Raw genomic sequence first — 25134 nt, 5'->3', positions numbered from 1 at the left:
TAGTACAACTAAAGGTGCCGTACCCCCGGTCAGGTCGCGACCCTCGTGAAGAAGTCCCCGAAGCCCTTCCCGATGTTGATGATCAGGCCGCCCAGGTTCCGCGTGGCATGGGCAGCGGCGTCCGGATGGAAGGCCACGAAGAACACGAGGAACGCGATCGCAGCCCAGGTGACAGCTTTCTTGGCCATCTCTGGCCCCCTCCCCCACATCGGTAGCCGCGAGCCGGTTCTCGTACCGGTCCGCCCGGGCGCCCATCGGCGTCTGTCCGGACCGCACAGTTCGTCCTGATGGCGTCGGGGACCGACGGCATCCACGGCCATCACAAGGGATGGGACGCCCCGGTCACGCGCCTGTCTGTTGTCGGATACGCCCGGACCGCCGCCGCGTGGGCGGCGGCGGAGAGTCGTCACGGGCTATGGCCTCAATTGTGGGCGACGGCGACGCCGCCCGCACCTCAGACCGGCGACGCCTCGAGTTGACCCTCGACGACCCGGGTGCGCAGCGTTATCTGGTCGTTCGCCGCCGGGCCGTGCACCACCAGACCGTCGCGCAGCCGGTACGTGCTGCCGTGCCAGGGGCAGACCACGCAGGAGTCACCGTCGATCTCGACGATCGTGCCGTCGCTGAGTGGCCCGTTGTGGTGCGCACAGCGCTCCAGCAGCACGGTGAACCGGTCCGCCTCCCGGTACACCAGGACGGGCGTACCGCCCAGCTTGCGCACCGCCGGCTCGCCCTGGGAGAACTCCTCGACGGCGCCGACGCGCTGCCAGGTCCCCCGCATCAGCCACAGGCCGGGTACGGCCTGGTTGACCCCGGCGCCGAGCGAGTACGACAGGTGGCCGCCGAGATAGGCACCGGCGCCGACCACGGCGAGGCCCAGGTAGCCCAGGCCGCGCCCCATCGTGTGACGCCCGCGCAGCCTGGCCGTCAGCGACGCGCCGTACAGCGCCAGCGCGACGGTGTTGGTCCCGGCATGGACCAACCCCACCCGGCGCTGCTCGCGCGAGAGCGACGCCCAGTCATTGGCTCCGGTCACCACCGCCGGCAGGGCACCGGCCGTACCGACCCCGATGAGCGCCGTGGCGGCGGTCCGCTGTCCGGGTAGGACGTCCAGGACCGCCGCGCTCAGCCACGCACCGATCGGCATCTGTACCAGTGCCGGATGCAGCGGATGACCCAGCCAGACCCCGTGCAGCACGTCGCGTACCCGTTGGGAACCGAGCGCGGCACGTACCAGCTTCCGGGCCCGGTCGGCGACGCTGTCGAGAAGGGGCAGCCGCTCCAGCCGGGTCACGAGTCTGGCCATGCCGGCCCCCATGCCCGTACCTGCCACGGTCCAAACCGATCACCCGACCACGCCGGACGGCCCGGCCGATCGCCTACGGTGGAGCCATGCGCATCGGATTCGGCCTGCCGGTAGCGGGCGCGTGGGCCAGCCCGGACAACATCGCACGTTTCGGCGCGCGGGCGGAGGAGCTGGGCTACCACTCACTGTGGACCTTCCAGCGGCTGCTGGTCGGCGCCGACCAGGAGCTGGCTCCGGTGTACCGCAGCGTGCTGGATCCACTGGTGTCGCTGGCGTACGCGGTGGCGCACACGTCCCGGATCCGGCTGGGTGTGGCGGTGGTGAACTTCCCGTTCGTGTCGCCGGTCTACCTCGCCAAGCAGGCCGCCAGCCTGGACATCGTCTCGGGCGGCCGGCTCGACCTCGGGCTGGGCAGCGGCTGGTCGCCGGTGGAGTTCACCGCGACCGGCGCGACGAGCGAGCGGCGCGGCGCCCGGGCCGAGGAGTACCTGGCGGTACTGCGTACGCTCTGGGCGGACGAGGTGAGTCGGTTCGACGGCGAGTTCTACACCGTCCCGCCCAGCAGCATGCAGCCCAAGCCCGTCCAGCGCCCCGGCCCGCCGGTGCTCCTCGGCGGTACCGCGCGCAGCGCCCTGCGCCGGGCGGGCCGCGCCGCGGCCGGCTGGGTCAGCGCAAGCCGCACCGACCTCACCACGGTCGCCGAGAGCATCGCCGTGGTCCGCGACGCGGCGCGCGAGGCCGGCCGCGACCCGGCGGCGGTCCGGATCGTCTCGCGCGGGGTGGTACGGGCCGGCGAGCCGGCCGGCGACGGCGAGCGGGCGCCGCTCTCCGGGTCGTACGAGCAGATCCGCTCCGACGCCCGGCGCCTCGCGGAGGTGGGGGTCACCGAACTCTTCTACGACCTGAACTGGGACCCGCTCGTCGGGTCACCCGACGTCGATCCGGCGTCCGCGACTCGCCGGGCCGAAGAGATCATGGAGGCGCTCGCGCCCGCCGCGGGGTGACGCGCCTCGCCTACCGTTTGCCGCTGAGCCACCCGGGTAGGGGTGACGCTCCATGGCTACCTTTCGCGATCGTGGACAGCTGGCGGGGTCATGACCCCGCCAGCTGTCCACGATCCCAGAGTTCGCTGGCGCGCCTTCTCGGTCTGCCTGGTCGCGTCGTTCATGACGCTGCTCGATGTGAGCATCGTCAACGTCGCGATCCCGTCGATCCGTACCGGTCTGCACGCCACCCAGAGCGACGTGCAGTGGGTCCTGTCCGGGTACGCCCTCGCGTTCGGCCTGACCCTGGTACCCGCGGGGCGGTACGGGGACGCCCGGGGCCGGCGCAACGTGTTCATCGCCGGCCTGGCCCTGTTCACCGTCGCCAGCGCGGCAGCCGGGCTGGCCCAGCACGCGACCTGGCTGGTGGCCGCCCGGCTGGTACAGGGTGGCGCCGCCGGTGTGCTCAACCCGCAGGTGGTCGCCCTGATCCAGCAACTGTTCCCGCCCGCCGAGCGCGGCCGGCCGTTCGGGCTGATGGGCGCCACGGTCGGGATCTCGACCGCGATCGGTCCGCTGCTCGGCGGCCTGCTGATCCAGTTCGCCGGTGCGCAGGAGGGCTGGCGCTGGGTGTTCTACGTCAACGTCCCGGTCGGCATCGCCGCCGTCGTCCTGGGCTGGCGGCTGATCCCACCGCGGCCGAAGGAGCGCCGCCGCCGGGAGAGCCTCGACCCGGTCGGCGTCGCGCTGCTCGGCGCCGGCGTGCTGCTCGTCCTGCTGCCGCTGGTACAGGAGCAGCAGTGGCCCGGCCAGGAGAAGTGGCTGCTACTGATCGCCGCCGCGGTGGTCCTGGCCGGGTTCGTCGGCTGGGAACGCCGGCACGCCCGGCACCGCGAACCGGTCGTCGACCTCGGCCTGTTCCAGCTCCGCTCGTACGCGCTCGGCGCGCTGATCGGGCTGCTGTACTTCGCCGGCTTCACCGCGATCTTCTTCGTCTACACCCTGTACCTGCAGAGCGGCCTGGGCTACAGCGCGCTGCTCGCAGGGTTGGCGGTGACCCCGTTCGCGCTCGGCTCCGCCGTGGCCGCGACGGTCGGTGGCCGCGTCGTCAACCGGTTCGGCCGCCCGCTGGTCGCCGTCGGGCTCGCGCTCGTCGTGACCGGGCTCGCCGGCATCGCCGGAGCGGTGAGCCTCGTCCCCGGACACGCCGCCCCGCTCGCCACCGCCGCGCCGCTGCTCCTCGCCGGCCTCGGCAGCGGCCTGGTGATCGCACCCAACCAGGCGATCACGCTGTCGGAGGTACCGCCGCGCATGGGCGGCAGCGCGGGCGCCATGATGCAGGTCTGCCAGCGGATCGGCTCCGCCGTCGGCATCGCGGTCGTGGGCTCGGTCTTCTTCGCCGACCTTGCGGCCACCGGCGGCCACTGGTCGCAGGCGTTCCGGGTCGCCCTGATCGTCGCGATCGGGCTCGTCCTGGTCGCGCTCGCCGCGGCGCTGACCGATGTGTTCTCCGGCCGCCGCACCACCCGGCAACGAACGCCAGATGTCCACCGGCCTCCCGGCGCCCACCCGTTCGAGCCGGTGCCGGACCGGAGGCGTCGGCCGTGAGCGTCCTGGTCGTCGTGGGCGGCTCGCACAGCCTGCACCTCGCCCTGGTCGACGACGAGGACAAGGTCGGCGACCGCCTCGACCTGGACCAGCCGCCGGCGTCGGACGAGACGCTGCACGCGGTGGCCGGCTTCCTCGGCGGGGTGCCGCGACCGCACGCGGTCGGGCACCGCCTCGTCCACGGCGGCGACGTCGTCCGCAAGCCGACGGCGATGCACGGCGCCCTGCTCGCCGCCCTGCGCCGGGTCGCCGACCTGGCGCCGCTGCACGTACCCCCGGCCCTCGTCCTGGTCGACGCGCTGCGCCGCGCCCTGCCCGACGTGCCGCACGTGCTGTGCCCCGACACCGCCTTCCACGCCACGCTGCCGAAGCCGGCGGCGACCTTTCCGCTGCCCGCCGACTGGCGCGCCGCGTACGGGCTGCGCCGCTACGGCTTCCACGGGCTGTCCTACGCCTGGGCGACCGGCCGCGCCGCGCAGCTGCTCGGCCGGCCCGCCACCGAACTGCACATGGTCCTGGCGCACCTGGGCGGCGGCTCCTCGGTCTGCGCGGTACGCGACGGCCGCAGCGTGGACACGTCGATGGGGTTCACCCCGCTCGACGGGGTACCGATGACGACCCGCAGCGGGGCGATCGACCCGGGGATGCTGCTGTGGCTGCTGGACGGGCGGATGAGCCTGCGCGAACTGAGCGACGGCCTGTACCGCCGCTCCGGCCTGCTCGGCCTGGCCGCCGGCCGCTCGTCCGACACCCGCGAGCTCGTCGCCGCGGCGGAGTCGGGCGACCGCGACGCGGCGCTCGCGCTCGACGTGTACAACCACCGGGTACGCCGGGAGATCGCCGCCGCCAGCACGAACCTGGACCGGCTCGACGCGCTGGTGTTCACCGGGGAGATCGGCTGGGACACCCCCGAGGTACGCCGCGACATCTGCGCCGGCCTGCACCTGCTCGGCGTGCCCGTGCCCGCCGTCGGCAACCGCACCGACGACGGGCCGGTCAGCCCCGACGGCGCGACCGTGCCGGTACTGGTCGTCGAGACCCGCGAAGAGCTTCAGATCGCCCGCGAGACGCGCGAGGTGCTCGTGGGCCGGTAACGCCTCACACCGCGATCCGGACCGGGTAGCGCCGCAGCCACTGATTCAGGCCGAGGGCCAGCTCGGCGGCGCGACGGGCCTGCCCGAAGCCGGTGCGGTCGGTCGGCTCCTCCAGCAGCTCGTGTACCCGCTTGCTGTTGAGCAGGCCGGACGCCGGCGCTTGAGCGTCGGCGACGATGTCGGCGAGTTGCTGCCGAACCGTCCGCTCGTAGGCCGGGTCCTGCGTCGACGGGTACGGGCTCTTGACCCGCTTCACGACGGACTCGGGCAGCAGGTCCGCGGTGGCCGCCCGCAACAGGCTCTTCTCCCTGCCGTCGAAGGTCTTCATCGACCACGGGGTGTTGTAGACGTACTCGACGAGGCGGTGGTCGCAGAACGGCACCCGCACCTCCAGGCCGTGCGCCATGCTCATCCGGTCCTTGCGGTCCAGCAGGATCTGCACGAACCGCGTCAGGTGCAGGTAGGACACCTCACGCATGCGGTGTTCCCGCGGGTCCTCGGCCGGCAGGTGGTCCACCTCCGTCAGTGCCTGCCGGTACGCGGCGTCGCGGTACTCGTCCAGGTTCAGCAGCCCGGCCAGGTCCGGGTCGAGCAGCTCGAGGGCGGTCTCGGGGTCTCTCGCTCCGCGCCGCATGACGGTCATCCACGGGAACGTATCCGCGTTGACCGCCTGCTCGTCGTGGAACCACGCGTAGCCACCGAACACCTCGTCGGCGGACTCGCCCGACAGCGCCACCGTCGAGTGCTGCCGTACGGCGCGGAAGAGCAGGTAGAGCGACGTGTACATGTCACCCATCGCGTTGGGCAGGTCGCTGGCGATAACCACCCCCGTCCGGTAGAGCGGGTCGGTCAACGCCGAGGTGTCCAGCACGATGTCGGTGTGCTCCGCGCCGACGTGCTTGGCGACCTCGTGCACGTACGGCGCGTCGGGCGTGCCGCGCAGGGCGTCGGGCTGGAAGTTCTCGGTCTGGCCCACGAAGTCGACCGCGAACGAGCGCACCGGTCCCCCGCCGTCACGGCGGAGCGCCGCCGCTGCCAGCGCCGTGATCGCGGAGGAGTCGAGACCGCCGGAGAGCAGCGTGCACAGCGGAACGTCGGTGATCAGCTGCCGGGCGACGATGTCTTCGAGGAGCTCGCGCACGGTACGAACGGTCGTGTCGAGGTCGTCGGTGTGCGGCCGGGCGGTCAGACCCCAGTACCGGCGCGGGTGCACGCCGTCGGAGTCGACGACGACCAGGTGGCCGGGGCGCACCTCGTGGACACCCCGGTAGATGCCGTGCCCCGGCGTCTTGACGAACGACAGCAGCTCACGCAGCCCGTCGGCGTCGACCACGGCGTCGACCTCCGGGTGCGCCAGGATGCCCTTGGGCTCCGAGGAGAACAGGACCCCGCCCGGCGTGGGGTGGTAGAAGAGCGGCTTGACCCCCATCCGGTCTCGTACCAGCAACAGCCGCTGCCGGCGGCCGTCCCACAGCCCGAACGCGAACATGCCGTTGAGGCGCTCCACGAATTCGTCGCCCCACTGCAGGTACGAGCGCAGCACCACCTCGGTGTCGCTGGAGGTGCGGAACTGGTGCCCCAGGGCGCGCAGCTCTTGACGCAGCTCCCGGAAGTTGTACACCTCGCCGCTGTAGGTCAGCGCCGCGATCACGGAACCTTCGCGCTCCGCGCCGTCACGGGCCGCCGAACCCTTGCCGATCGAGGCGCCGGCGAAACCCGTGGCTCCATCGCCCTCCACGAGCATCGGCTGCGCGCCACCGGCAAGGTCGATGATCGCCAGCCGCCGGTGACCCAGTGCGACGTGCTCGTCGAACCACAGGCCTTCGGCGTCCGGCCCCCGGCAGGCCATGGTCGCCGTCATGGTCCGCATCGCCGCCTGCTCACGGGCCAGCGAGCGCCCGAAATCAACCCAACCTACAACTCCACACATCAAAATCCCCAGGTCGCTCAAAGGAAGCGCCACACGGATAAACGGGACGCTCCATCCTGTTTAACACCCATTCCAGTCAGTTAGCAATGCTAAGATAAAGATCAAATTCATTGGATTGCTCAGTCCGGCAGACCGCTTGCCGGGCAGTGGCGGCACGAACGACGGCGCGGTCGCCACCACCCCGATCGGTGGTTGGCGACCGCGCCGGTACGGCCGGGAGACCAGCCAGTCGTCAGTTCGGCCGGTGCAGGCCGCCTGCCACCTTCTCCGCGATCAGCTCGAACGAGCGGACCCGGTCGGCGATGTCGTACACCTGGGTGGTGAGCATCAGCTCGTCCGCGCCGGTACGCTCCAGCAGCCCGGTCAGCTGCCGACGGACCGTCTCGGGCGAGCCCATCGCCTGCCCGTCCTGGCGGGAGTGGACGAACTCCAGATCCAGCTCGGTGTACGGGTAGGCGGCCGCCTCCTCCACGCTCGGCATGGGGCCGGGCCGGCCCTGCCGCAGCCGCAGGAACGACAGCACGCTCGGCCAGGACAGCTGCTCCGCCCGCTCGTCGGTGTCGGCGCAGACCGCACTGACCGCGACCATGGCGTACGGCTTGTCCAGCCACTGCGACGGCCGGAAGTTCTGGCGGTAGAGCGCCAGCGCGGCGTCCGTGTTCGCGGAGCTGAAGTGATGGGCGAAGGAGAACGGCAGGCCGAGCAGGCCGGCGAGCTGGGCGCTGAACCCGCTCGAGCCGAGCAGCCAGATCGCGGGCGCCTCGCCGTTACCGGGCGTGGCGGTGATCCGCAGCCTCGGGTCCCCGGCGAAGTACCCCATCAGGTGCTGGAGCTCCTGCGGGAAGTCCTCCGCGGAGAGCCCCTCCATGGTCCGGCGCAGCGCCAGCGCGGTCATCTGGTCGGTGCCGGGGGCCCGGCCGATGCCGAGGTCGATCCGGCCCGGGTGCAGCGCCTCGAGGGTGCCGAACTGCTCGGCGACCACCAGCGGGGCGTGGTTGGGCAGCATCACGCCGCCGGAGCCGACCCGGATCGTGGAGGTGGCCGCGGCGAGGTGCGCGATCAGGACGGCCGGCGCCGAGCTGGCGATGCCGGGCATGTTGTGGTGCTCGGCAACCCAGAAGCGCTGGTAGCCCAGCTCCTCGGTGCGGCGGGCGAGCTCGGTCGTATGGCGTAGGGCCTCGCCGGCGGTGCTTCCGGCGGCGACCGGTGCAAGATCAAGAACAGAGAGGGGTACGTCAATCACAAGATCTTCAACGGTGTACGGTCGGAATCTCTTCCGGTTTACTCCGGGTTAACTGGTCACGGGGCTGCGCGGTAGTCCGGCTCCTGTGGTGGAAGTGTGGAAGGTGAGTGCGGCGCCGCTCATCCATCCGGAACGAGGACTTGATCATGAACTCGAACGCAGCCGACGATCCCCACGCCGGCGCAACCGCCCAGACCACCGTCGCCCCGGTCGACGAAACCACCGACGGCGGCGTCACCTTCGCCGATCTGGATCTGCGCCCCGAGCTGCTGCACGCGCTCTCCCAACTCGGTTACGAGGAGCCGACGCCGATTCAGCGGGAGGCCATCCCGCCCGTACTGAACGGCCGTGACCTGCTCGGACAGGCCGCCACCGGTACGGGTAAGACGGCGGCGTTCGCGATTCCGGTACTCCAGCGGCTGACGGTGGACGGCGGGCGCCGGGACCCGAAGGCGCTGATCCTGGTCCCGACCCGGGAGCTGGCCATGCAGGTCTCGGAGGCGATCCACAAGTACGGCCACGACCTGGGCACCCGGGTCCTGCCGATCTACGGCGGGCAGCCGATCGGCCGGCAGCTACGCGAGCTGGACCGGGGCGTGGACGTGGTGGTCGCCACACCCGGGCGGGCGCTCGACCACATCAGCCGCCGGACCCTGCGGCTGGACGCGTTGGAGACGGTCGTCCTGGACGAGGCGGACGAGATGCTCGACATGGGCTTCGCCGAGGACATCGACACGATCCTCCAGGACGCCCCCCAGGACCGCCAGACGCTGCTCTTCTCCGCCACCATGCCGCCGCGCATCGAGAGCATCGCCCGCCAGCACCTGCACGACCCGGTCCGGATCGCGATCGCGCGCCCCACGCTCGCCCCCGGCGAGGCGCCGCGGGTGCGCCAGAGCGCGTACCTGGTGCCGCGGGCGTACAAGCCGGCGGCGCTCGGGCGGGTCCTCGACGTGGAGGCGCCCGGGGCGGCGATCGTGTTCTGCCGTACCCGGGAAGAGGTGGAGGACCTCGCCGGAACCCTCAACGGGCGCGGGTACCGCGCCGAGGCGCTGCACGGCGGCATGGGCCAGGAGCAGCGCGACCGGGTGATGGCCCGGCTGCGCAGCGGTAGCGCGGACCTGATCGTCGCGACCGACGTGGCCGCCCGCGGGCTCGACATCGAGCAGCTCACCCACGTGGTCAACTACAACGTCCCACCCGCTCCCGAGTCGTACGTCCACCGGGTCGGCCGGGTGGGCCGTGCCGGCCGCGAGGGCGTGGCGATCACCCTGGTGGAGCCGCGCGAGCACCGGATGCTGCAGACCATCGAACGGGTCACCAAGCGCCGGATCACCGTCGAGAAGGTGCCGACCGTCGCCGACCTGCGGGCACGGCGGCTGGAGCTGACCCGCGCCGCGATCGAGGAGAGCATCGTCGACGAGGGTGATCTGGAGCGCTTCCGGGTCGTGGTGGAGTCCCTCGCGGACGAGTTCGACGTCATGGAGGTGGCGCTGGCCGCCGTCAAGCTGGCGCACGAGGCCGGCGGCGCCGGCGCCGACGACGAGGAGGAGATCCCGGAGGTCGCGCCGCGGGCCGCCCGCGAGGCGCGGGGCCGGCGGGAGGGCGGCGGCCGGGAGCCTGGCGGACGCCGGGAGCGCCGTGAGCGTCCCCCGACGAGCGGCATGACCCGCCTCTTCGTCGGCGCCGGTCGCAGCGCCGGGGTCCGGCCGCAGGACCTGGTCGGCGCGATCGCCGGCGAGTCCAACCTGAGCGGCCGCGACATCGGGTCGATCGAGATCGCCGACCGCTTCTCGCTCGTCGAGGTACCGGAGTCCGCCGCCAACGACGTCATCGCGGCGCTGCGCGGAGCCACGATCAAGGGCAGGAAGACGACGGTACGCCGGGAGCGCCCGCGGTAGCGCTCCATTTCCGGCGATCACGGGACGCGGGCGGCGGTTACCGCACCGGCGGCAGGCCGAGCCTGGCCAACGCGGTGGTCCAGTCGGTCGCGATCGCGCTCTGGGCGGCGGCGAGGGTGACGGTGTGCTTGCAGACCGCCCGGTTGAGGGCGTTCTCCACCGGATCCTTGCTGTTGGCCGCGCCCGGCGGGTGATCGTTGCGTTCGGGCCACAGGTTGCCGACGTCGTTGCTGCCGCCCAGTTCCAGGCTGACGAGGTGGTCGAACTCGTAGTCGCTCGGCGGTCCCGGCTCGTGGTAGACCGTCATGACCTTCCGCTTGTACGCACCGGTATCCGACGACGGCGGCCGGACGGTCTTCGTGTACCCCGGCCGGCAGATCGTCCGGCCGAGGTTGTCCTGGGTGACCGCCGCACTGATCACGCCCGGCGTACACGCCGGGTCGGGCAGCGGCTGACCGTTGCCGGCCTTGCGCTCGTGGCACGCGGCGGGCACCTGGCCGGTGACGTGGCCTGTGACCGGCGTCGCCGCCAGCACGCCGGGCACCGGCGCGGCGCCGCCGGGAGGGCCCTTCGGGGAGCCACCGGTCGAGCGGGTCAACTGCACGACCGCGAACACCGCGACGATCACCACGAGGGCCACCGCGAAGCCGGCCAGCAGGGAAGTCCGGGGCGCTGTCGGCCGTGCCGTCCTCATTCGCGCGACTGTAGCCCGCGACCACGACGGTTGCCGACGTCGGCGCTGGCCCGAGCCGGATCACGTCCGCCAACTCGTTGGCCGCCGCGCCCGGTGACCCATGAGCGCCTCTCGCATCGAGGCCGGCGTTCCTCGGTCCGGCGGTGGCCGACCAAGACCGTAGGGATCGCCGCCGCGACGAGAAGTCCATTACCCGCCAGGTAATCGACGCTCGTGGCGCGCGGCGACAGACTGGCAACCCCGCACTGATCCCGTACCGGAGGAGCCATGCCCGCCTACGCCATCGCCCACCTGCACAATCCCCGGCCGCACCCCGACATCGTCGAATACCTGGAGCGGATCCAGGCCACCCTGGACCCGTTCGGCGGCCGCTTCCTCGTGCACGGCGCCGGCGTGGAGGTCCGTGAGGGCGTCTGGCCGGGGACGATCGTCATCATCGAGTTCCCCGGCACGGCCGAGGCCAGGGCCTGGTACGAGTCCCCGGCGTACCAGGAGATCCTGCCGCTACGGACCCGGAACATCGACGGGGCCGCCATTCTCGTCGAGGGCATCGGGCCCGGCTACGACCCGGCGGTCACGGCCGAGACCATGCGCCGCAACCTTCCCGCCGCCTCATGATCACGGAACTTTTCCGTGCCCTGGCATGGAAAAGTTCCGTGATCATGGACACCAGGTCAACCGCAGGGTGAGCCGTTGAGCGTGTACGCCGTCGGCTTGCCGTTCGTGGCGCCCTTGCTGCCGTTGAACCCGAAGCCGACCGACCCGCCCGGGGCGATCGTCGCGTTGTAGTCGGCATTGCGGACGGTCACGTCCGCGCCCGTCTGGGTGTAGCTGCCGTTCCACAGCTGGCTGATCTGCTGTCCATTGGGGAATGCCCACGCCAGCGTCCAGCCGTTGACCGCCTGGCTGCCCTTGTTGGTGATCCGCACGTCGGCCTGGAAGCCGGTCGACCACTCGTTGACCACCGTGTACGTGACCGCACACGAAGCCGTTCCGGGAGGCGCCGTGGTCGGGGGCGGCGCGGTCGTAGGGGGTGCGCTGGTGGGTGGCGGTGTCGTGGGTGGCGGTGCCGTGGGTGGCGGTGCCGTGGGTGGCGTGGTCGCACCGCCGAGCCGGTCCGCGTACAGCACTCCCCTGCCGTTGGTACCGAGGTAGACCCGGCCGTACACCCTCGGGTCCCCGGTGATCGCCTCGCCGGCGTTGCCGTACCGGTGCTGGTCGTCGTTGATGCGTACCCAGCTCACGCCGGCGTTGTCGGACCGGTACACGCCGTCGACGCCGTCGACGGCGCCGATGAGGTACAGCGCCTGGTAGCTCTGGCCCGGCGCCGCCTTGCCGAAGCCGACGTTGATCGCCGACCCGACGCTCGACACCTTGGTGAACGTGGTGCCGGAGTCGGTGGAGTGCAGCAGGCCGGGCGAGCCGCCGGCGAGCCAGATGTCGCCCTCGCGCCCCGGCACCGCCTTGAACTTCACCGTGGCCGCCGGCAGGCCGGTCGCGGCGCTCGCCTTGAACGTCGCGCCGCCGTCGGCGCTGACGTAGAACTTCCCGCCGGAGACGCCGTAGAACTTCTTCGGGTTGACCCGGTCGGACTCGACGACCGCCTCGTTCGGGATGCCGGTCGAGGTGGCCCACGAGGTGCCGAAGCCCACCGAGTACGACACCGCGGCGCCCTTGGGCGCCCACACGAAGCGGCTGCCGTCGGCCGCGGCGGCGACCGTACCGCCGCCGGAGACGCCACCGGGCTCCGCACCCTGGAACCAGTTCGCGCCGCCGTCGGTGGAGAACGCGATCCGGTTGTCGCCCGGCCGCGCGGACTTGTCGAGGTCACCGACGCGCACCAGGTAGGACGGGTTGGTCTCGGCGTAGTCCAGGCTCGTGGTGCTGGTGAACACCGGCGAGGTGTACATCATCGGTACCTTCACCAGGTCGGTGTGGCGGAACCCGCCGATGTCGCCGAGCGCCGACAGCAGCGGCGCGCCGGTGGGCGGGCTGATCAGGTCGAGAACGGCCGTCTCCTCCAGCCCACCGGCCATCGGCTTGATGGTGAGCTGGCCGCCCGAGTCCCACTTCGTGAGGTCGGTCGTGCCGTAGATGGTGGCGCCGGTCCCGTACATCATCCGGTCTGAGTTGAACGGGTCGATCTCCAGCGACTCGGTCATCCACCCGAGCTTCGGCGCGGTCTCCGGCGGTGACGGGTTGCCGCCGAAGGTCAGCCACGGCACTGACGAGATGTCCTGGGTGTACCGGTTGGACCGGTTGGGATAGCTGGTGAAGTCCCAGATCCGGGTCCAGGTGGCGCCACCGTCGGTGCTGCGGAAGATGATGATGTCGGGCCACCAGGAGACCTGGGTGGCGACCATCAGCGTGTTCGGGTGCTGGCGGTCGATCGTCAGCCCGCTGTAGCCGAAGTAGTCGTCGGAGCTGCTCGACGGGATGGGGCTGATCCGCGTCCAGGTGCCGGTCGTGATGGCGTACTTCCACACGTCACCCTTGCTGCCGTCGTACGGGCCGCCGGTGTCGCTGGTCGCGATGTACAGGTAGTGGTTGACCGGGTCGAGCACGCCCTTGTGGGCGAGATAACCGGTCGGCGCCCCGGGGATCGCCTGCCAGGTGGCGCCGCCGTCGGTGCTGCGGTACACGGTGTTGTTCTTGTCGGCGACACCGACGTAGATGCCCTTGGTGGTGTTTCCGGACGTACCCGTCGACCTGTCGAACACGACCCAGGTGACGCCCTGGTTGTCGGCGGTGTACTCGTTGGCCGGGTCCTGCACGTAGGTGCCGGGGTTGGGGAAGTTGGTCACCTGCGACCAGGTCACGCCGTAGTCGGTGCTGCGCCACAGCCCCTTGCCGCTCGGCGCGCCGAAGTACAGCACGCTGTTGGAGTTCGGGTCGATCGCCAGTCGCTCACCCATCCCCCTGCCCGGCATGTTGCCGCCGACCTTGAACGGCAGGGTCGTCGACTGCCAGGTGTTGCCCTGGTCGGTCGAGCGCAGGATGGCGCCGTTGTTGGGGTCCCACGAGTTCGTGTACATGCCGGCGGCCACATACACCCGGTTGGGGTCGACCGGGTCGGTGGCGAGGCTCGCCACCCCGTTCCAGCCCCAGTTGGACTGGCCCACCCAGTCCAGCAGCGGGATCCACCGGCCCGTCGCGGGGTTCCACCGGTACGCGCCTCCGATGTCGGTACGGGCGTAGACCAGGTCCTTCCTGCTCTGGTTGAAGATGATCCCCGGTACGAATCCACCGCCGGCGATCTCCACGCTGCGCCAGGAGTACGGATCGGCCGCCGCGGCCTGGCTCGTCGGGGCGTGCGTGGCCACCGCCATCACTCCCCCGAGCAGGGTGGCCGCGAGGGTGGCGATCAGTGTCTTTCTCATCGCGTCACCCGCAGGCCGTTCCGTTGAGGGCCACCCCGCCCGGCGGCGGGCTGGACGGCCCGTTGGCGGTGAAGCCGACCGACACCGAGGCACCGGCCGCGAGCGACGGGCTCCAACTGGGCGCGGCGGCGGTCATCGTGGTGCCGCTCTGGGTGACCGTCGCGTTCCACCCGCTGACCAGCGTGACGCCGGACGGTACGGTCCAGGTCGCCTGCCATGGGCTGATCGCCGCGCTGCCGGTGTTGCGCACCGTGACGGTGGCCTGGAAGCCACCCTGCCAGGCATTGTCGATCTTCACGGTGGCGGTGCAGCTACGGCTGGACGGTACCGTCGGGGTGGAGGTCGGCGTGCCGCTGGGCCCCGGAGTCGGGCCACCGCTGCCACCGCCGACCGGCGGGATCAGGTACGGCTGGAGGATGGACTGCTTGGCCTGGTTGACGGTCTTCCAGTCGTCGTTGAGGATGCCGCCGGTGTCGCCGGAGTCGGGGTTCCACGACCAGTAGGTGAAGTCCATCCCGGACGTACCGGAGCCCATGTACTTCATCAGCTCCTGCAGCCACACCTTGTCCTTGGGGTCGGCCAGCGTCGTGCCGAACTCACCGACGAGGACCGGGGCGACCTTCTGCTTCTCCAGGTAACCCCACTGCTGGTCCCAGATGGCCGGCAGGTTCGCCGGGAACGAGGGGTCGTCGAACCACGGCTGGTGGTAGACCGAGAGGCCGTACTCGTGCGCGGAGTAGACCAGCTTGTTGGGCTTGTTCAGGCGCACCGGGTACTGGGCCGCCTGCGACAGGTTGCCGCCCCACCATCCACAGTGTTCGGTGTCCGGGACGTTGTCCCAGGTGTTCGGGTTGCCGCCGCTGGCGCAGGTGACGCCCTCTACGACGATCAGCCAGTCCGGGTTGGTCGACAGGATCGCGTTGCCGGCCCGCTCGGCCGCCAGCCGCCAGTCCCGCGCCTGGTCGCCGCAGCCCCAGCAGGCTCCGGTGCCGTTCGGATCGGTGCCGTCGGCGTGCGGTTCGTTGTGCAGGTCGGCGCCGATGACGGTCGGGTTGCCCTTGTAGTGCTGGGCGAGCATCTGCCAGTCGCTGATCCAGGTACTCTCGGGCGTCGTGGACGTGTACCACAGCGCGGTCTGACCGGCGCTGGTCGGCCGGTGCCGGTCGAGCAGGATCCGGATGCCCTTCTTGCCGGCGTAGTCGACGACCTTGTCGAGGATCTGCAGCGGGGACAGACCCACCAGGTCGGGGTTGGACACGGCGTCCACACTGTTGGCGGTGGCCCCGGACTTGAGCGCGTCGTTGGTGTACGGCACCCGGATCGTGTTGTATCCGAGGCTCGCCATCTGGTCGAGCATGTCCTTGTACCCGCGCGACCACAAGCCGTGGAAGGTCTTGTTGTCGGTCTCCATGCCGAACCAGTTGAGGCCGGTCAGCCGGACCGGGCTGCCCGTGGCGTCGACGAGTTGGCTGCCGCTCGCGCTGAGGTAACCGGTGCCGGTGCCACCGGCCGCCGCGACGGCCGCCGTCTGATGGGCCGCCTGCCCGGCCGCCGCGCCCGGGGAGAGTCCGATGGTGACGGCGGCGGCGGTGGTCAGCGCCGCGGCCGTGACGGCCAGCGCCGTGACGGGACCGCGGCGTTCGCTGATTTTCATGAGCTCTCCCGGACGGAAGTGGGGGTGTCGACTACGCCGGCCGGCGCCCTTCAGCAGGCCGACCGGCGCGTCACGCTTGGGAGCGCTCCCACATCGTAGCGACGGACATCGATGATCGGAATAGGCGATCCACTGATCAGGGCGGGTGTATTCCCGCCTGCCGAACCGGCGCGATCCCCGTGACCACCAGCCAGAACGGCACGGGCCCCGCCACCACCAACGAGGCGGTGACGGGGCCTGTGTCGGGTGAGCGCCTGTCGCCGGGCGCTCACCCGGTCATACGGTCACTGGAGCGGCGGGTACGCGTTCTGCACCAACTGCTGGAACTGCGCGGAGAACCAGTCACCGGCCAGCGGCGAGTTGGGCAGCGCGCCGGTCGGGTTGTTGCCGTTACGGGCGTTGCCGGTGTACGTGGGGTCGCACATGCGGTCGAAACCCTTGCCCTGGTCGTTCGGGATCTGCTGGCTGGCGCCGTCCGACTCGCCCGGGGGCTTGACCCACACGTAGGCGGCGATACCCGACTCGGGGTTGGCCTTCGGCCGCTCACCGATGCCTGCTCCGGACTGGTTGCACCAGTTGCCGGCGTGGATGCGGCGGTCGATCCGGGACTGGTCGACGTAGGTGTTGACGTCGGTGGACGTACTGGCCTTGGTCGGCCGGTTGGCTCCGCCCCAGCCGTTGCGACTGGTGTCGACCAGCATGCCGATCCGCGCCGGGAACCCGGCGGACACCAGCGCGTTCTTCAGGCCGACCGCGAAGGTGGCCTCGTCGCTGTACTGGTTCCAGTCGATCCACTTCGACTGGCGGATGCTCTGGCCGTTGATCGTCACACTCGGCTGGATCCACGGCTCGTGCAGGGCCGAGTAGTTGGCGGTGTTGACGACGAAGCCGTCGACGGTGGCGTAGCCGCCGGTCGCCATCTGCGCGACCTTCGCGAACTCCTGCGCGGACGGGTTGAGGTTGGAGTCCCAGCCCAGCCAGGCGTGGTGCCCGGCGTCCACGTAGTTGTAGGTGTTCGAACCGACGGCGTGCAGCTTGCCCAGCGCGTACGCGACGCCCTGCTCGTAGCCGCCGTTGGCCTTCATGGTGGCGCACGCGTCGGTGGAGCCGGCGGTGCCGCCCGCGTTGGTCACCAGGTTGGGCAGCGAGTCGGGCTCGATCAAGTGCACGATGCGCAGCCCGGCGTACTTGGCCTGCGACTCGATCGACGCGATCTTGTCGATGTACTCGCTCTTGTACCGGGGCAGGTCGGTCGGGCCGAGCTCGCCGTTGGACGCGAGGGCGGCGCAGTCGCGGCCCGGCAGGTCGTAGACCACGACCTCGACCAGGTTCGCGCCCTGCGCAACGGCCGCGTCCAGGTGGGCCTGCAGGCCCATCGTGTAGGCGCCGGTCCCGTTGACGGCCGCGATCCGGTCGAGCCACACGAAGGTGTGCTGGTTGGAGACCTTGGTGCCGCCCGGTTCGGCGGCGGCCTTCTGCGACCACAGCGGGTTCACGTACGGCTTGGCGCCCACGTACGGGTTGTCGAGATGGGTACCGGACGGCGGCGGGCTGGTGGGAGGCTGGGTGGTCGGCGGCGTCGTCGTGGGGGGAGTCGTCGTCGGCGGTGCGGTGGTCGGGCGGGTCGACGTAGGCGTCGGCTGGGTACCGCCGTTGCAGGTGGTCCCGTTGAGCTTGAAGCTCGCCGGGGCGGTGTTGGTCCCCGAGTACGTCGCCTGGAAGCCCGGGGTCACCGTGGCGTTGGTACCGAGGCTGCCGTTGTAGGCCGCGTTCTTGAGCGTGACGTGCTGGCCGCTCTGTGCGTAGGAGCTGTTCCAGCTGGAGGTGATCTGCTGGTTGCCGGAGTAGTCCCACTCCAGCGTCCAGCTGGTCAGCGGATCACCCAGGTTGGTGATCGCCACGTTGGCGGTAAATCCCGTGTTCCACTGGTTGACGGTGTAGTTGACCGAACAACCGGCGGCGGCGTTGGCGCGGGTGGCGGCGACGGTCACCATGCCGACGCCGGCGATCAACGCGCCGGCGGCGGCCAGGCCCCGCGCGGTGCGGGAGCGTCGGGCGCCGGGTTGGAAGCTCAATCTCATGGAGGGGCACTCCTTGGAATCGTGCGTCCCCGCTGGGCGAGCGGTTGGCGTGGGGTGTGCGGTCCGCCTCGCCTGCTGAGACGACGAGGCCTGGGGCGTGAGGTGCGCGGTGTGGGGTGTACGGGCCACCTCGCCGCGTCAACGGCGAGGTGTGGACAGCGGGGTGGGCTTGGCGAGGGAGGTGTCGAGCCACCATCGGACCGGCTGGCCTCGGCGCCGTGGCGGCCCGGAATGTCCCGGCTCACCCCACTGTCCACATCGATGGCCATCGTGGCATGGAAACGCTCCCAAAGTAAAGGCCATCGATTGATTAGATGGTTTCCGAACGGCTCTATCAGGAGAAAGTCACGTCGCTGCAGAAGTAGTACGACTGATCCATGTGACTGGCCTGCCAGATCGTGTACACGATGTGGCGACCGGTACGTCCCGGCGCGCTGGCGGGGATCGAGATGGTGACGCCGTTGCTGCCCTGCTGCCACTGCGAGGCGGGGGTGTTGCCGATCTGGCTGACCAGTTCGAGGTTGCCCCAGCCGAGGCTCTGCCTGGTGGGGTCGAAGCCCTGCCGGGTGACGTAGACCCGGATGTAGTCGGCTCCGTGCCGGGCCTGGTCGAAGACGGTCACCGCGAAGTTCCTGCTCTTCGGGGCGGCCTGCCAGGCACCTACCGCGTCGAGTGCCTGGTAGCGACCGCCCTGGGTACGCCCGGCACTGCAGAGCTGCCCGTCCGGGATGGCGGCCTGGTGGTTGCCCTTGACCTGCTCGCGGTACAGGCCGTTCCAGTTCCACATCGCGTTCGGGTCGGCCTGCCAGGCCTGCCAGCACATCGGGTCCTGGGTGGCCATGGACGGGTCCTGGAACTTGCTGCCCCAGCGCTGCCAGCAGCCGTAGTTGCGCGACGGCGGGTCGGTCGCCGAGCCGTGGGCGAAGGCGGCGTCGGTCAGGGCGGTCGCGAGCAGGACCAGGGCGGCGGCCGCGACGGTGAGGGCGCGCAGCAGTGCGGGACGGTGATGGTGCGCCAACGATGACATGGCACCTCCAGATACAAAATAGAACGATGAGCGTCTATTTTATCTGGGAGCGCTCCCGTGAACCAGGGTGCAAACCCCGTCACCACGTCGGCGACGTTGTACCCAAGCGGGCCCCGGAGACCCCGACTCCGGCACGTTGTGACGATCAAGGCGAGCAAGACGATCAAGGTGAACGACCCGGGCGCGGCGAGGCCGGCCACCGTGACGGTGGCCGGCCTCGCCGCGCCCGGGTTCGTACGGTCGCCGGCCCCGAGCCGGCGACCCGCCGTCAGCTCACCGCCCGCCGTTGCCCCAGCGGCGGATCGTGTCGGCGTACCAGTTCGCACTCGTCTTCGGGGTACGCCGCTGCGTCGCGTAGTCGACGTAGACGAGTCCGAAGCGCCGGTCGTACCCCCAGCTCCACTCGAAGTTGTCAAACAGCGACCAGGCGAAGTACCCGCCCAGCGGCACGCCGTCGGCGATCGCGTCGGCGCACGCCCGGAGGTGGCCGTCGAGGTACTCCACCCGGCTCGGGTCGTCCACCGCCCCGTCCGGGCCGGGCTCGTCGGGGAACGCCGCCCCGTTCTCGGTGACGTACAGCGGCACCGACGGGTAGTCGGTCGCCACCCGGCGCAGCACCTCCCCCAGACCGGCCGCGTCGATCTCCCAGTCCATGTGGGTCACCGGCAGCCCGCGGTGGGTGAAGGCGACGTGCTCGCTACCCGGGAACGGCGAACCGGCCGATCCGTCGCCGCCACCGCCGTGGCCGTCGACGTTGGCGTGGCTCTCCGCCGCGGTCACCACGTACCGGGTGTAGTAGTTGACGCCCAGCATGGACAGCGGCGTCGAGATGGTCGACAGGTCGCCGTCGCGCACGTGCCCGAAGTCGGTGACGCCCGCCAGATCGGCCACCACGTCCCCCGGGTACCGGCCGCACAGGACCGGATCCAGGAAGAACCGGTTCTGCAGCCCGTCGATGCGGCGCGCCGCGTCCCGGTCGGCGTCCGAGTCGGTTGCGGTGGCCATCGCGTACAGGTTGAGCGTGATCCCGACCTGCGCGTCGGCGTCGCGGGACCGGATCGCCTGGGTGGCCAGGCCGTGGCCGAGCAGCAGATGATGCGCGGCCACCACGCCGGCGGCACGCTCCCGGCGGCCGGGCGCGTGCACCCCGGCCGTGTACCCGAGGAACGCCGAGCACCACGGCTCGTTCAGCGTCGTCCAGCGCTTCACCCGGTCGCCCAGTGCGTCGTGCACCAGGCTCGCGTACTCGGCGAAGCGGGCGGCGGTGTCACGGGCCGGCCAGCCGCCGGCGTCCTCGAGCTCCTGCGGCAGGTCCCAGTGGTACAGCGTCAGCCACGGCTCGATGTCGTGCGCCAGCAGCTCGTCCACCAGGCGCCGGTAGAAGTCCAGGCCGGCCGCGTTCGCCGGCCCGCGGCCGGTGGGCTGCACGCGCGGCCAGGAGACCGAGAACCGGTACGCGGTCAGACCCAGTGAGGCCATGAGCGCGACGTCGTCGCGGTAACGGTGGTAGTGGTCGATCGCCTCGTCGCCGGTGTCACCGTTGAGGACTCGCCCGGGCGTATGGGAGAAGGTGTCCCAGATGGACGGTCCCCGACCGTCCGTGCGGGCAGCGCCTTCGACCTGGTACGCCGCGGTGGCGGCACCCCAACGGAAGTCGGCCGGGAAACGGGGCTGAATGTCGGTCTCGGATTGAGGGTAAGCGGTCACGCTTTGACTGCACCTTCCATGATGCCGCCGATGATCTGGCGACCGAACAGGACGAAGACTGCCAACAGCGGTAACGTCGCCATCGCCGTTGCGGCGAACACCTGGGAGTAGTCCGTGTAGTACGCCGTGGCGAGCAGGCTCAGCGACAGTTGCACCGTGGGGGTGTCGGGGTCGAGCACCGCGAACGGCCACAGGAACTCGTTCCAGGTCTGCATGAACGTCAACAGGCCGAGGACGGCGGCGGCCGGGCGCAGCGCCGGCATCACCACGTTCCAGAAGACGCGGAAGGTGGAGCAGCCGTCCACGCGGGCGGCCTCGATCAGCTCGTCGGCCACGGCCTGGCTCGCGTACTGACGCATCATGAACACGCCGAACCCGGTGACCAGGAACGGAACGATCACCGCCTGCAGTTGACCGTTCCATCCGAGCTTCACCATGAGCATGTACAGCGGGATGATGCCGAGCTGCACCGGCACCATCATGGTGCCGACGATGACCATGAGCAGCGGCCCGCGTCCCCGGAACCTCAGCTTGGCGAACGCGAACCCGGCCAGCGACGAGAAGAACACCACCGAGACGGTCACCGCGACCGACACGACGACGGAGTTGACCAGCCCGTACAGGAAGGCGGCGTGGTCGTTGGCGAGCACCCGACCGGCGTTGGTGGTCAACTCACCACCCGGCAGCAACGACGGCGGTACGTTGTTGATGGTGTCGTTGGTGCGGGTGGCCACCACGAACATCCAGTAGATCGGGAAGACCGACATGGCCACGGCCAAGACCAGGGCCACATAGGTCAGTGGGCTGGCCTGCCACAGCCTTCGGGAAGCAGAGAGCATGACCCTTCCTCACCGCGCCGAGCGCCGTACGAGCAGGTAGTTGACCGCGCACATCAGCGCGATGAGCATGAACAGCGTCCAGGCCACCGCCGACCCGTACCCGTAGTTGAAGCGCTGGAAGGCGTTCTCGTACATGTACATCGCGACGGTCTGGAACTGCCGCAGCGAGCCGCCGAGGATCCTGCCGTTGCCGAACAGCAGCGGTTCGGTGAACAGTTGCAGCCCGCCGATCGTCGAGATGATCACCGCGAAGATGATCGTCGGGCGGAGCATCGGGATCGTGATGCTCCAGAACTGGCGCCCGCGGGAGGCGCCGTCGATGGCGGCCGACTCGTACAGGTCGCGCGGGATCGCCTGCATCGCGGCAAGGAAGATCAGCGCGTTGTACCCGGTCCAGCGCCAGTCCACCATGGTCGCGATGGCGATCCAGGACGACCACGTGTTGGCCTGCCAGTCCACCCGGTCCACCCCGAACAGGCCGAGCAGGTAGTTCACCAGCCCGAAGTCCCGCCCGAACAACTGGCCGAACACGATCCCGACCGCGGCGACCGAGGTGACGTTCGGTACCAGGACCCCCATCCGGAACAGGGTCCGTGCCCGCATGCCGCGGTTGAGCAGGTTGGCCAGCGCCAGCGCGAGGACCATCTGCGGCACCGTGGCGATGACGAAGATGCCCATCGTGTTGACGACGGCGTTCCAGAAGTCCGCGTCGACCATCAGGGCCCGGTAGTTGTCCAGGCCGACGAATGAACTGCTACCGATGAGGTTCCAGTCGTGCAGCGAGACCCACGCGGTGTACACGAGCGGGTACGCGCCGAACGCGCCGAACAGGAGGAAGAACGGCGCGATGTACAGGTAGGGCGAGTACTTCAGATCCCACCGGGCCAGCCGGTACCGCGCCGGGCGGCCCGGGGCGGGCGGCTCGCCTACCGGCGCCTGCGGAGGTGGGGCGGCGGGGGCGGTCCGGAGACTCATGCGGACTCCTTACGACTGCGGCGGAGTGCGCCGGTGGCACCGATTCCACTGCGCGGTGCCACCGGCGAACCTCCAGCGGTTACTTGGCTTCCTTCTTCGCCGCGTCCAGGGCGTTCTTCCAGGCCTCGTCCGCCTTGGCCTTGCCCTGTTCCACGCTCTGGATCGCCGGTTGGAACGCGCGGTCCAGCACCGCCTGGTGCTTCGGCCCTCGGTAGACCGGCTTGAGCGCCTTCGCGCCGGCGCCGTAGATGACGCCGACCGGGGCGTTGTTGAAGTACGGGTCGGTCGTCGCCTTGAACGTGGCGTCGTCGAGCGCGCCGAGGTTGCTGGGCAACGGCCCGGACTCGTTGAACGCGCCGATCTGGCCGTGTGCGCTGGTCAGGAACTTCGCGAGCTCGTACGCCTCCTTGGCGTGCCTGCTCTGCTTCGGTACCGCCAGGAATGAGCCACCCCAGTTGCCTCCGCCGCCGGGCACATCCGCGATGTCCCACTTGCCGGTGCTGGCGTCGCCCGCATTGGTCTTGATGATGCCGCGCATCCAGGACGGGCAGAACGTCACCGCGAAGGACGCGTTCTTGAAGCCGGCCTGCCACTCGTTGCTCCACGTGGTGACCTTGGCCGAGATGCCCTTGTCGATCATGGACATCGTGTAGTCCCACGCCTTACGGACCGACGGGTTGCTGTCGGCGATCAGGTTGTTGTTGCGGTCGTAGAAGTTGGTGTCCCCGAACTGGGCGAGCATCGCGTTGAACGCCGTCGTCGTGGAGTCCAGGAACGCCGCGCCGCTGCCGCCCGCGTTGAATCGCTGACCGGTGGCGATGAAGTCGTCCCAGGTAGTCCAGAGCTTGGACACCTCGGCCCGGTCGGTCGGCAGCTTGGCCTTCTCGAACAGGTCCCGCCGGTAGCAGACGCCCAGGCCGCCGACGTCGGTCGGCAGCCCGATCAGCTGCCCGTTCGACGCCTTACCCTGCTCGAACTTCCACGGCAGGTAGTCCTTGGCCAGGTCGCCGCCCCCGAACTGGTTCAGGTCGACGAAGTTCTGCGGCTGCGTCTTGAACTCGGTGAGGATGCCCTCCTCGAGCGCGACGACGTCGCCCGCGCCGCTACCCGCGGCAAGGTACTGGGTGAGCTTCGGTTTGTAGTCGTCCAGCTTCTCGATGGACCTGAGCTGGACCTTGATGTTCGGGTGGGCGCTCTCGTACTCCTTGGCCAGCGCCTTGTAACCGAACTCGCCGAACGTGTCGACGACCAGCTTGAGCTGGCCGTCCCCGGCCGGTGCGTCGTTCTTCTTGCTACAGCCCGCGGCCAGGCCTAACGCCATGACCGCGGTGAGGGCGACGACCGCGCTGTTGCGCAGCCGGCGCGAGGGGACGTGCATCCCGGGCCCCTCTCGGTTGGGAAACGAAGTGGATGAACAACGGTGTTGGGAGCGCTTCCACGCAGAAGCGTTTCCACATCGTTTCCTCTCGATCAGTCGGTGTCAATAGGGCGGTCGGTGGCGTGTTCACGCCGAGTCGCGCACCACCAGGTGGGTCTCGAGAACGACCTCGTAGTTGTCCAGCGACTCGCCGCCGATCTTGGCCAGCAGCAGGCGAACCATCTCCTGGCCCATCGCCTCGAGCGGCTGGTACACCGTGGTCAGCTGGGGGTCGGTGCTGCGGGCGATGACGGAGTCGTCGAAGCCGATGACGGCGATGTCGTCGGGGACGCGGCGGCCGCTCTCCTTGATGACCCGCATGGCGCCCGCCGCCATCGTGTCCGAGGCGGCGAAGACGGCGTCGAGGTCCGAGTGGCGCTCCAGCAGCCAGTGCATCGCCGAGACGCCGCTCTCCTCGCTGAAGTCGCCGACCGCGACCGGCCCGCCGCCGAGCACGTCGCGGTATCCGTCGAGCCGGTCCATGCCCACCGCCATGTCCAGCGGGCCCGCGATCGTGGCGATCCGCTGCCGACCGCGCTCGACGAGGTACTCCACCGCCTTGCGCGCGCCGCCGCGGTTGTCGGCGTCGACGAAGCACGCGGGCCCGGGATGGGCGGGCCGGCTGACGCGGACCGTCGCCACCCCGCGCTCCTCCAGCCGCGCCGGCAGCGCGTCGTCCCTGCCGTGCAGGGACAGCAGCAGCGCGCCGTCGACGTGCTGGCGTGTCAGGTACCCCTCCAGCCGCTGACGCTCCTCCGCCGACTGGGCGATCATCAACAGCATCTGTAGATCACTGCCGGACAGCCCGCCGGCGATGGCCTGCACCATCCGACCGAAGAACGGCTCACTGAAGAACCGCTCCCCCGGCTCCGGGACCACCAGCGCGATCGAGTCGGTCCGCTGGGTCACGAGCGCCCGTGCGGCCCGGTTCGGCACGTAGCCCAGCTCGGCGATGGCCTGCTCGACGGCCTGGCGTGCCCGGCTGCTCACCTGCTCGGATCCGTTGACGACCCGGGACACCGTGCCGCGACCCACCCCGGCCAGCGAAGCCACCTGATCCAGGGTCGGCCGTCCCGTCGACCGGTTTCGCTCGGAAGTCATTACGTCCCCTCTCCGGTCGACAGCGTACTGTCGCCCCCCTGCGGGGGCGGGCCGCCGGTACCCCGACGCGGCCGATCAACGGGGCCACCGACGCCCTCGGCCGGTCGCGAGGCGATGCGAGGCGGTGCGAAACACGTCGGAAATCGAAGGGACACGCGGGAGCAATCCCCCGGTCCTATCGTCGCGCCTGACGG

Annotated in this window: 19 protein-coding genes; 5 read left to right on the top strand and 14 right to left on the bottom strand. The window is 70.3% G+C overall.

From position 1 onward, the window contains the following. Positions 1 to 29: 29 nt before the first annotated feature. Positions 30 to 188 carry a hypothetical protein gene (locus tag Pme01_RS05180; RefSeq protein ID WP_168117115.1) on the bottom strand — a complete coding sequence of 53 codons (159 nt, stop codon included), beginning with the start codon at positions 186 to 188 and terminating at the stop codon, positions 30 to 32. 266 nt (positions 189 to 454) lie between these two features. Further along, on the bottom strand, positions 455 to 1306 hold the full coding sequence (locus Pme01_RS05175) for a Rieske (2Fe-2S) protein (RefSeq protein ID WP_168117116.1): 852 nt from the start codon (positions 1304 to 1306) through the stop codon (positions 455 to 457). Positions 1307 to 1392: 86 nt separating this feature from the next. Between Pme01_RS05175 and Pme01_RS05170 the strand changes: the two genes are divergently transcribed. The 3 genes from Pme01_RS05170 (at position 1393) to Pme01_RS05160 (ending at position 4991) form a co-directional block, all read left to right on the top strand. After that, the gene (locus tag Pme01_RS05170; protein WP_168117117.1) at positions 1393 to 2310 is read left to right on the top strand and encodes a TIGR03619 family F420-dependent LLM class oxidoreductase; all 918 of its coding nucleotides are present in this window, start codon (positions 1393 to 1395) and stop codon (positions 2308 to 2310) included. Between the two features lie 90 nt (positions 2311 to 2400). Next, on the top strand, positions 2401 to 3897 hold the full coding sequence (locus tag Pme01_RS05165; protein WP_168117118.1) for an MFS transporter: 1497 nt from the start codon (positions 2401 to 2403) through the stop codon (positions 3895 to 3897). Continuing rightward, complete coding sequence (locus Pme01_RS05160; RefSeq protein ID WP_168117119.1) at positions 3894 to 4991, top strand: acetate/propionate family kinase; 1098 nt, start codon at positions 3894 to 3896, stop codon at positions 4989 to 4991. Before Pme01_RS05165 ends, Pme01_RS05160 begins: the two co-directional genes overlap by 4 nt. A 4-nt stretch (positions 4992 to 4995) precedes the next feature. Here the strand turns inward: Pme01_RS05160 and asnB are convergent, their stop codons facing one another. Both asnB and Pme01_RS05150 read right to left on the bottom strand, forming a co-directional pair. Continuing rightward, a complete protein-coding gene (gene asnB / locus Pme01_RS05155; RefSeq protein WP_168117120.1) occupies positions 4996 to 6921 on the bottom strand; it encodes an asparagine synthase (glutamine-hydrolyzing) in 1926 nt (641 codons plus the stop codon). Positions 6922 to 7153: 232 nt separating this feature from the next. After that, on the bottom strand, positions 7154 to 8164 hold the full coding sequence (locus tag Pme01_RS05150) for an LLM class flavin-dependent oxidoreductase (protein ID WP_168117121.1): 1011 nt from the start codon (positions 8162 to 8164) through the stop codon (positions 7154 to 7156). A gap of 146 nt (positions 8165 to 8310) precedes the next feature. Here Pme01_RS05150 and Pme01_RS05145 point away from each other — a divergent pair, with 146 nt between their 5' ends. Further along, entirely contained in the window at positions 8311 to 10065 is a 1755-nt protein-coding gene (locus tag Pme01_RS05145) for a DEAD/DEAH box helicase (RefSeq protein WP_168117122.1), read from the top strand. Between the two features lie 37 nt (positions 10066 to 10102). On the opposite strand, the gene Pme01_RS05140 is transcribed toward Pme01_RS05145, so the two are convergent. Further along, entirely contained in the window at positions 10103 to 10759 is a 657-nt protein-coding gene (locus Pme01_RS05140) for a hypothetical protein (RefSeq protein WP_203935437.1), read from the bottom strand. Positions 10760 to 11026: 267 nt separating this feature from the next. On the opposite strand from Pme01_RS05140, the gene Pme01_RS05135 reads away from it, so the two are divergent. Then, the gene (locus Pme01_RS05135) at positions 11027 to 11377 is read left to right on the top strand and encodes a DUF1330 domain-containing protein (protein ID WP_168117123.1); all 351 of its coding nucleotides are present in this window, start codon (positions 11027 to 11029) and stop codon (positions 11375 to 11377) included. A 56-nt stretch (positions 11378 to 11433) separates the two neighbouring features. Here the strand turns inward: Pme01_RS05135 and Pme01_RS05130 are convergent, their stop codons facing one another. From Pme01_RS05130 to Pme01_RS05090, 9 genes are all read right to left on the bottom strand, one after another. Next, the gene (locus Pme01_RS05130) at positions 11434 to 14139 is read right to left on the bottom strand and encodes a cellulose binding domain-containing protein (protein ID WP_168117124.1); all 2706 of its coding nucleotides are present in this window, start codon (positions 14137 to 14139) and stop codon (positions 11434 to 11436) included. 4 nt (positions 14140 to 14143) lie between these two features. After that, a complete protein-coding gene (locus Pme01_RS05125; RefSeq protein WP_168117125.1) occupies positions 14144 to 15793 on the bottom strand; it encodes a cellulase family glycosylhydrolase in 1650 nt (549 codons plus the stop codon). 284 nt (positions 15794 to 16077) lie between these two features. After that, positions 16078 to 17874, bottom strand: coding sequence for a glycoside hydrolase family 6 protein (locus Pme01_RS05120; RefSeq protein ID WP_168117126.1), 1797 nt, complete (start codon positions 17872 to 17874; stop codon positions 16078 to 16080). Positions 17875 to 18208: 334 nt separating this feature from the next. Continuing rightward, on the bottom strand, positions 18209 to 18901 hold the full coding sequence (locus Pme01_RS05115; RefSeq protein WP_168117127.1) for a lytic polysaccharide monooxygenase auxiliary activity family 9 protein: 693 nt from the start codon (positions 18899 to 18901) through the stop codon (positions 18209 to 18211). 273 nt (positions 18902 to 19174) lie between these two features. Then, a complete protein-coding gene (locus Pme01_RS05110) occupies positions 19175 to 20608 on the bottom strand; it encodes a glycoside hydrolase family 1 protein (protein ID WP_168117128.1) in 1434 nt (477 codons plus the stop codon). Next, entirely contained in the window at positions 20605 to 21447 is an 843-nt protein-coding gene (locus Pme01_RS05105; RefSeq protein WP_168117129.1) for a carbohydrate ABC transporter permease, read from the bottom strand. The genes Pme01_RS05110 and Pme01_RS05105 overlap by 4 nt, the downstream gene beginning before the upstream one ends. Before the next feature lie 9 nt (positions 21448 to 21456). Continuing rightward, positions 21457 to 22422 (bottom strand): carbohydrate ABC transporter permease, encoded by a 966-nt coding sequence (locus tag Pme01_RS05100; protein ID WP_168117130.1) that lies wholly within the window; start codon positions 22420 to 22422, stop codon positions 21457 to 21459. 79 nt (positions 22423 to 22501) lie between these two features. After that, entirely contained in the window at positions 22502 to 23800 is a 1299-nt protein-coding gene (locus Pme01_RS05095; RefSeq protein WP_168117131.1) for an ABC transporter substrate-binding protein, read from the bottom strand. Positions 23801 to 23926: 126 nt separating this feature from the next. Continuing rightward, positions 23927 to 24940: a LacI family DNA-binding transcriptional regulator gene (locus tag Pme01_RS05090; RefSeq protein ID WP_168117132.1), complete on the bottom strand. Its 1014-nt coding sequence runs from the start codon at positions 24938 to 24940 to the stop codon at positions 23927 to 23929. Positions 24941 to 25134: the final 194 nt, after the last annotated feature.

Origin of the sequence: Planosporangium mesophilum (assembly GCF_016863255.1) — a bacterium.
Taxonomy (GTDB): domain Bacteria; phylum Actinomycetota; class Actinomycetes; order Mycobacteriales; family Micromonosporaceae; genus Planosporangium; species Planosporangium mesophilum.
Note: the sequence above shows the minus strand (reverse complement) of the source record. Positions and strands in the feature narration are given on the sequence as shown.

Bases quoted from the DNA above. Each gene is read 5' to 3' on its own strand.
- Pme01_RS05180 (WP_168117115.1), bottom strand. From the start codon at position 188: ATGGCCAAGAAAGCTGTCACCTGGGCTGCGATCGCGTTCCTCGTGTTC.
- Pme01_RS05175 (WP_168117116.1), bottom strand. From the start codon at position 1,306: ATGGCCAGACTCGTGACCCGGCTGGAGCGGCTGCCCCTTCTCGACAGC.
- Pme01_RS05170 (WP_168117117.1), top strand. From the start codon at position 1,393: ATGCGCATCGGATTCGGCCTGCCGGTAGCGGGCGCGTGGGCCAGCCCG.
- Pme01_RS05165 (WP_168117118.1), top strand. From the start codon at position 2,401: ATGACCCCGCCAGCTGTCCACGATCCCAGAGTTCGCTGGCGCGCCTTC.
- asnB (WP_168117120.1), bottom strand. From the start codon at position 6,921: ATGTGTGGAGTTGTAGGTTGGGTTGATTTCGGGCGCTCGCTGGCCCGT.
- Pme01_RS05145 (WP_168117122.1), top strand. From the start codon at position 8,311: ATGAACTCGAACGCAGCCGACGATCCCCACGCCGGCGCAACCGCCCAG.
- Pme01_RS05140 (WP_203935437.1), bottom strand. From the start codon at position 10,759: ATGAGGACGGCACGGCCGACAGCGCCCCGGACTTCCCTGCTGGCCGGC.
- Pme01_RS05135 (WP_168117123.1), top strand. From the start codon at position 11,027: ATGCCCGCCTACGCCATCGCCCACCTGCACAATCCCCGGCCGCACCCC.
- Pme01_RS05130 (WP_168117124.1), bottom strand. From the start codon at position 14,139: ATGAGAAAGACACTGATCGCCACCCTCGCGGCCACCCTGCTCGGGGGA.
- Pme01_RS05125 (WP_168117125.1), bottom strand. From the start codon at position 15,793: ATGAAAATCAGCGAACGCCGCGGTCCCGTCACGGCGCTGGCCGTCACG.
- Pme01_RS05120 (WP_168117126.1), bottom strand. From the start codon at position 17,874: ATGAGATTGAGCTTCCAACCCGGCGCCCGACGCTCCCGCACCGCGCGG.
- Pme01_RS05115 (WP_168117127.1), bottom strand. From the start codon at position 18,901: ATGTCATCGTTGGCGCACCATCACCGTCCCGCACTGCTGCGCGCCCTC.
- Pme01_RS05105 (WP_168117129.1), bottom strand. From the start codon at position 21,447: ATGCTCTCTGCTTCCCGAAGGCTGTGGCAGGCCAGCCCACTGACCTAT.
- Pme01_RS05100 (WP_168117130.1), bottom strand. From the start codon at position 22,422: ATGAGTCTCCGGACCGCCCCCGCCGCCCCACCTCCGCAGGCGCCGGTA.
- Pme01_RS05095 (WP_168117131.1), bottom strand. From the start codon at position 23,800: ATGCACGTCCCCTCGCGCCGGCTGCGCAACAGCGCGGTCGTCGCCCTC.
- Pme01_RS05090 (WP_168117132.1), bottom strand. From the start codon at position 24,940: ATGACTTCCGAGCGAAACCGGTCGACGGGACGGCCGACCCTGGATCAG.